Here is a 6,332-nt window from a genome sequence, read left to right on the forward strand (position 1 = left end):
CGCGCCGCCGGCCCACGGCTCGCGGGCCCGGCCACGCCGGCTCCGTCCGGCCAGTGCCGTCGGGCGCAGCTCGGACGGGTCGGCCGGCACGTACAGGCCGGTGAGCTCGAGCGGCGCGGCCAGTCGCCGCTCCACCAGGTCGGCGTAGGTGGTGCCGGCCGCGGCGGCGACGGCGTGGCCCAGCAGCTGGAAGCCGAGGTTGGAGTAGCGCGGCCGGGCGTTCCGGCGGACCCGCACGCCGCGCGCCTGCGCCAGCAGGTCGTCGACGCTCTCGCGGTACGGGTTGGTGCCGTGTCGCCACAGCTCGACGGTGCGCCGCCACGGCTGGGCCGCGGACGGCAGCCGGGGGAGCCCGCCGCGGTGGGTGCTCAGCGCGTCCAGCCGGATGCGGGCGACCGGTGCGCCGTCCAGTGGGAGCAGCTCACCGAGCGTGGTGTCCGGCCGGACCTCGTCGCGCTCCAGGGCGTCGGCGTAGAGCAGCCCGGTGAGCGCCTTCGACACCGAGGCGAGCTCGAAGTCGGAGTCGAGGTCCGCGCCGTGCGCGGCCATGCGGATGGCGGACGGGGTGACGACGGCGGCCGCGGCGACCGGGTGGCGCGGGCCGAGCAGCTCGGCCAGTCGCAGTCCCAGGCGGGCGTCGCCGTCCACTCGTGCGGTCATGCCGTCAACATAGGTTGACGGTTGTCGAGCTGTCAACCAGAGATGACAGGCTTCAGGAACTCGATCACGGCGGCGGCGACGGCGGCGTCGTCGGGGGCGAAATGGCTCTGACCGGGCAGTGCGCGGTGCCGGCCGTCGGGGCAGGCCGCGGCGACGGCGGCCGCGGCCCGATGGAACCAGCCCGGACTGAGCTCGCCGGACAGCACCAGGACCGGCTGGGCCAGCCCGCCCAGGTCGGCGACGGGAACGGCGTTGTCGCCCATGACGGCGTTGTCGTGGACGAGCGTGGGCGCCAGCCGCTCGAGACCGGCCCACATCGGCGAGGGTCGCATGCTCGCGACCATCTCGGCGGGCAGTCCCATGCCGCGGGTCATGAAGTACTCGACGGCGTCGCCGTTCCGGCCGCCGGCGACGAGCGCCGCGACCCGTTCGGCGAAGTCGGCGGGCAGGGCGGGCCGGGCGCCGTCCACGTCGTACGGCGGCTCGTGCAGGATCAGCCGGTCGATGGGCAGGCCGGCCGCGGCCGCGCGGACGGCGAGCGCCGCGCCGGAGGACAGGCCGTACACGTGCGCCCGGCCGCCGGCCGCGTCGACGACGGCCGCGAGATCCTCGACCTCGCGCTCGACGGCGTAGGGCGGCGTGTCGGTGGAGTCGCCGCGGCCGCGCCGGTCGTAGCGGTAGACGGTCGCGTGCTCGGACAGGTGCCCGGCCAGCCCGGTGAGGGACGGGTGGTCGCGGGTGCCGAAGGCTCCGGCGACGAGGACGAGGGCCGGGCCGTCGCCCGTCCGGTCGAAGGCCAGCGTCGTGCCGTCGGGCGAGGAGGTCGTGTGCATGCGACCATCGTTCGCCCGACAGAATGTGTTGTCAAGACGGATTCAGTTGTCGGAGATGGTGAGCAGATAGTCGTCGGCGTCGCCGTCCCAGCGCAGCTCGATGGCGCCGGTCGTGGCGGCGGCGCGGACGAACTGCAGGAAGCTGCGGAAGCCGAGCGCCTGCTCGCTGAAGCCGGGCCGGAGGCGGCGCAGCTGATCCTTGAGCCCGGACAGCGCTGCCCGTCCCTGCTTCGCCGTCAGGTCCTGGACGACGTCGCGCAGGAGGTCGAACGCCTCCTGCTGGCCGTCCAGCGCCGGCAACAGCACCTCCGGATCGCCCTTCGTCGGCCCGTCCGCGAGCTCGACGACGTGCCGCTCGGCCAGGTGGCGCAGCAGCTCGCCGAAGGCGCGGAACCCGTGGTCGGCCTCGTTGAACGTCGGGTCCTTGCGCAGCAGCGTCCGTTTCAGCGTGGACGCGGTCACCTGGCCGCCGGTGCGCTGCAGGCCGGCGACGCTCTGTGCGACGACGCCGGCGAGGTCGTCGAGGTCGCGCTCGCGGTCGGCGCGGTCGGCCATGACCTCGGCCGGCGCCGCAGCCGCGGCCGGAGCGGGCTCGACGCCCTCGAGGTCGTCGTAGTACAGGAACTCGTCGCACGCCGGTGGCAGCAGCGCCGACGTCGAGGCGCGGATGCCGACGCCGATGACGCGCTTGTTCAGCTCGCGCAGCTTGTACACCAGCGGCGTGAAGTCGCTGTCGCCCGTGCAGATGACGAACGTCGACACGTAGTCGCGCACGAACGCCAGCTCGACGGCGTCGACGGCCATCTTGATGTCGGCGGCGTTCTTGCGCGAGGCGCCCATCCGCTGTGGCATCTCGATCAGTTCGACGTGGGACCGCGTGAGCATGCGGCGGTCCTCGTCGAAGTACGACCAGTCGGCGTAGGCCCGGCGCACGACGACGCGGCCGCGCTCGGCCAGCGCGTCGGCGATCGGGCGCACGTCGAAGGCCAGGCCGCCCAGGTCCTCGCGGGCGCCGATGGCGAGGTTCTCGTAGTCCAGGAAGAGGGCGATGCGATCTTCGTCGTCCACACCGGCAGGCTACGCCCGCGCGAGCTTCGGCGGCGCGGCGCGGAAGGTATCGCGATACGCACGGGGCGTCGTGCCGGCATAGGTGATGAAGTGCCGGCGCATCGACTCGGTCGACCCTTGATCATCCAAAAAATGGGGCGTCATGACGCCCCGTTTCTTTGATGATCATGGACATGTGGCTGGCGGCGCTGCCCCGTGGGGGAGGATGGACCCGGCGACGGCGTCGACCCGTAGGGAGCGGATCATGGAGTACACCCGGCTGGGCGGCTCGGGCCTGAAGGTCAGCCGCATCGCGCTCGGCTGCATGAGCTTCGGCGACCGTTCCCGCGGCTACAACGAGTGGGCGCTCGACGACGAGGCGGCCGAGCCGATCTTCCGGCAGGCGGTGGAGCTCGGCATCACGTTCTGGGACACCGCGAACGTGTACGGCTACGGGTCGTCTGAGGAGATCGTCGGCCGGGCGATCCGGCGTTACACGCGGCGCGAGGACGTCGTGCTGGCGACGAAGGTGTTCTTCCCGATGCACGACGGTCCCGGCGGCTCCGGGCTGTCGCGCCGGGCGATCATGGAGCAGGTCGACGCCTCGCTGCGCCGGCTCAGCACCGACTACGTCGATCTCTACCAGATCCACCGCTTCGACCCCGACACGCCGGCCGAGGAGACGATGGAGGCGCTGCACGACGTCGTCAAGGCCGGCAAGGCGCGCTACCTCGGCGCGTCGTCGATGTGGGCGTGGCAGTTCGCGAAGCTGCAGTACACCGCCGACCTCGGCGGCTGGACCCGGTTCGTGTCGATGCAGAACCAGTACAGCCTCATGCAGCGCGAGGACGAGCGCGAGCTGTTCGGGCTGCTGGCCGACCACGGCGTCGGCAGCATCCCGTGGAGCCCGCTGGCCAAGGGCCGGCTGACCCGGCCGTGGCACCAGCGCACCGAGCGCGGCGACGTCGACACGCTCGCGCAGCAGCGCTACAGCGAGGAGGCCGACAAGCCGATCGCCGATGCCGTCGAGCGGCTGGCCGAGGCGCGCGGCGTGCCGATGGCGCAGATCGCGCTCGCCTGGGTGCTGCGGAACCCGGTCGTGAGCGCGCCGATCGTCGGGCCGACGAAGCCCCACCACCTGCCCGACGCCGTGGCGGCGCTCGACCTCGAGCTCACCGACGACGAGGTGCGCATGCTGGAGGAGCCGTACACACTGCGGCTGCCGACCGGCTTCGCCTGACGTAACGATCGACGCCGAACGGCGTAACCGGGCAGAAACGGCAAACCGGGATCGTCGACTCACCATCCCCTGAACCCGGCGTACCGCGCCGGATCGGGGTTCCGGGGTCGCGACCCGACCTCGCGCACCAGCCTCCCTCGCCGCTGCGCGGTCGCCTCCCCGATGTCGCGGGCACGCGCAGCCTGCCCTGCGTGAGCCGAAGGTGACCTGATGCCGTTGAACGACGATCGACCGCACCGCACCACCGGACTCCCACGACGTCTCTCGCGGCGCGTCGCCGCGGCCGGCATCGCCGCGGTGGCCGGCGTCGCCGCCGTCGTGGCCGTCGCCACCCAGACGTCCGTCCTGCACGCCGAGCCCGGCGCGCCGGCCCCCGAGACCACCGTGCCGACCATCGCCGCCGAGTCGACCAGCGAGGACGCGCCCGAGCAGGCGCCGCCGGCGACCCCCGTCCCGGCCCCGGCGGCCACGGCGGCGGCCTACGACCCGCCGACGATCGACGAGGTCGCGTACGTGCGCTACCTGGTCAGCCAGGACCCGTCCTATGCCGGCACCGCCAGTGTCGGCGGCGGCGTCGGCGCGCAGTACCTGTCCGCCGACCTGGCCGACCCGAGCCTGAGCGCCGACGGCGGCCGCCGCTACACGCTGTTCTACTTCGACTACGCGGCCGACCAGCTGCTGCACTACGTCGTCAACGTCACCACCGGGACGGTCGAGTCGGTGACCGAGGGCGCGGGCGTCCAGCCGGCACCCACCGACCAGGAGACGCTGCTCGCGTTCCAGCTGCTGCTCGCCGACCCGCTGAGCCAGGGGATCAAGGACGAGTTCCGGGCCGCGACCGGTGAGGAGCTCACCGACCCCGCCCAGACGACGTTCACGGCGCACGCCTACACCGCCGGACCGGCCGACCTCGGCGCGGAGTCGTGCGGCGTCCAGCGCTGCGTCCAGCTGATGGCCCAGGCGCCCGACGGCCGGTACCTCACGACGACGCCGCTCGTGGTGAACCTGTCGGCGCAGACCGTCACGTCCATCAAGTGACCAGGAGACGACTGAAGATGCGTGTACCGAAGCTCGTGCTCGCCGCCGCCCTCGCGGCGTCCTCGCTCGCCGGGTTCACGTCGACGGCGTCGGCCGCGTCCGTGACCGAGCTGTCCTGCTCCGGCCCGTCGCTGGTGAAGGAGACCCTCCGGTCCGGTTCGGGCTGGGAGATGTGCTGGCGGATCGACAGCTACCGCGGCCTCGTCGTCGACAAGGTGGCGTTCACGCCCCGCGACGAGGGCCGGCCGGTCATGGTGCTGGACTCGATCGGGCTGGCCCAGCTCAACGTCCCCTACGACACCGGCATGACGGAGTACAACGACGTCACCACCTACCAGGTGGGCGGCCGCCGGATGCAGGACCAGACGGCGATCGACTGCCCAGCCGGTGAGATCCGCAGCTCCTACCTCACCGAGACCCGCCCGCTGGCGCCCGTGCTGTGCGTCAGCGAGCAGGAGGCCGGGCTCGCCTACCGCTCGAACGTCGCCAACGACGCGCTGTACGCCGCCCAGGGCACGCACCTGGTGCTGCACACCGTCTCGCGGATCGGCTGGTACGAGTACCAGACCGAGTACCGCTTCCACGACGACGGCGAGATCACGGTCCGGCTGGGCGCCACCGGCGACCTGTCGCCGAACGACTACGTCGACGCGGTCAACTTCGGCTGGCCGATCGCGGAGGGCCAGGAGGACTTCGCCGTCAACCACTACCACAGCGCGTTCTGGCGGGTCGCGTTCGACATCGACAGCGCGACGCGGCAGCGGGTGGAGAAGATCGACTCCGACTTCACCGGCGAGTACGGCACCACCGGCGACACCGGGAAGACGCCGATCATCGAGACCGAGATCAGCCCGGTGAACCGGGAGCAGAAGCTCATCCTGGAGAACCGCGAGGCCTACCGGGTCGTCAACCCCGACAGCCTCAACGCCGACGGCCACCCGCGCTCGTACGAGATCGTCATGGACCGGGCGCAGGCGTACGCCCTGAACCCGGAGACCGACTACGACCTCGCGTTCACCGAGCCGAAATCCGACGAGATCTTCGCGTCGTACAACCTGCTGCCGTCGAAGCCGAACGCCAGCGTCACCCAGTACGTCGCCGACCGGGAACGGCTGCGCAAGCCGGTGGCCTGGGTGAACGTCGGCTTCCACCACATCGTGAGGGACGAGGACCAGAGCCCGATGCCGATCCACTGGCAGGGCTTCACGCTCTATCCGCGCGACTTCACCGCGCAGAACCCGAACATCCCCGAGGGCCGGAAGTGGGTCAACGGCGACATGCGCGGCGTGCCGAACCCGAACATCACGCCGACACCGACACCGACACCGACGGCCACGCCGACGGTGACGCCGACGCCGTCCGCCAGCCCGACGACGACGCCGACCCCGTCGGCCAGCCCGACGACGACCCGGCCACGGCCGACGCCGGTGCCGCGGCCCACCGGGCGGCCGACCGGCTGGCGCTGATGTCGCTGGACCTGGACGAACGCGCGCCGGCCGCCGCGCCGGCCGGCC

At 72.3% G+C, this 6,332-nt stretch carries 6 protein-coding genes; 3 read left to right on the top strand and 3 right to left on the bottom strand.

Annotation, left to right across the window (positions count from 1 at the left end):
• The 3 genes from DY240_RS24675 to DY240_RS24685 form a co-directional block, all read right to left on the bottom strand.
• Positions 1 to 660 (bottom strand): serine hydrolase domain-containing protein (locus DY240_RS24675; RefSeq protein ID WP_147375507.1); only part of this gene is annotated, 660 nt, incomplete at its 3' end.
• A gap of 32 nt (positions 661 to 692) precedes the next feature.
• Entirely contained in the window at positions 693 to 1,493 is an 801-nt protein-coding gene (locus tag DY240_RS24680; RefSeq protein ID WP_119662359.1) for an alpha/beta fold hydrolase, read from the bottom strand.
• A gap of 42 nt (positions 1,494 to 1,535) precedes the next feature.
• On the bottom strand, positions 1,536 to 2,561 hold the full coding sequence (locus DY240_RS24685) for a PIN domain-containing protein (protein ID WP_119662360.1): 1,026 nt from the start codon (positions 2,559 to 2,561) through the stop codon (positions 1,536 to 1,538).
• Between the two features lie 244 nt (positions 2,562 to 2,805).
• Between DY240_RS24685 and DY240_RS24690 the strand changes: the two genes are divergently transcribed.
• The 3 genes from DY240_RS24690 to DY240_RS24700 all read left to right on the top strand — a co-directional run bounded on the left by DY240_RS24690 (position 2,806) and on the right by DY240_RS24700 (position 6,284).
• Positions 2,806 to 3,780, top strand: a complete 975-nt coding sequence (locus tag DY240_RS24690) for an aldo/keto reductase (RefSeq protein WP_119662361.1) — start codon at positions 2,806 to 2,808, stop codon at positions 3,778 to 3,780.
• A gap of 210 nt (positions 3,781 to 3,990) precedes the next feature.
• Positions 3,991 to 4,818, top strand: a complete 828-nt coding sequence (locus DY240_RS24695) for a hypothetical protein (RefSeq protein ID WP_119662362.1) — start codon at positions 3,991 to 3,993, stop codon at positions 4,816 to 4,818.
• Positions 4,819 to 4,835: 17 nt separating this feature from the next.
• Entirely contained in the window at positions 4,836 to 6,284 is a 1,449-nt protein-coding gene (locus tag DY240_RS24700; RefSeq protein ID WP_119662363.1) for a copper amine oxidase, read from the top strand.
• Positions 6,285 to 6,332: the final 48 nt, after the last annotated feature.

The sequence above is a fragment of the Jiangella rhizosphaerae genome (genome assembly GCF_003579925.1).
Taxonomy (GTDB): domain Bacteria; phylum Actinomycetota; class Actinomycetes; order Jiangellales; family Jiangellaceae; genus Jiangella; species Jiangella rhizosphaerae.

Coding starts and splice junctions, on each gene's coding strand:
- DY240_RS24700 (WP_119662363.1), top strand. CDS start 4,836: ATGCGTGTACCGAAGCTCGTGCTCGCCGCCGCCCTCGCGGCGTCCTCG.
- DY240_RS24695 (WP_119662362.1), top strand. CDS start 3,991: ATGCCGTTGAACGACGATCGACCGCACCGCACCACCGGACTCCCACGA.
- DY240_RS24690 (WP_119662361.1), top strand. CDS start 2,806: ATGGAGTACACCCGGCTGGGCGGCTCGGGCCTGAAGGTCAGCCGCATC.
- DY240_RS24680 (WP_119662359.1), bottom strand. CDS start 1,493: ATGCACACGACCTCCTCGCCCGACGGCACGACGCTGGCCTTCGACCGG.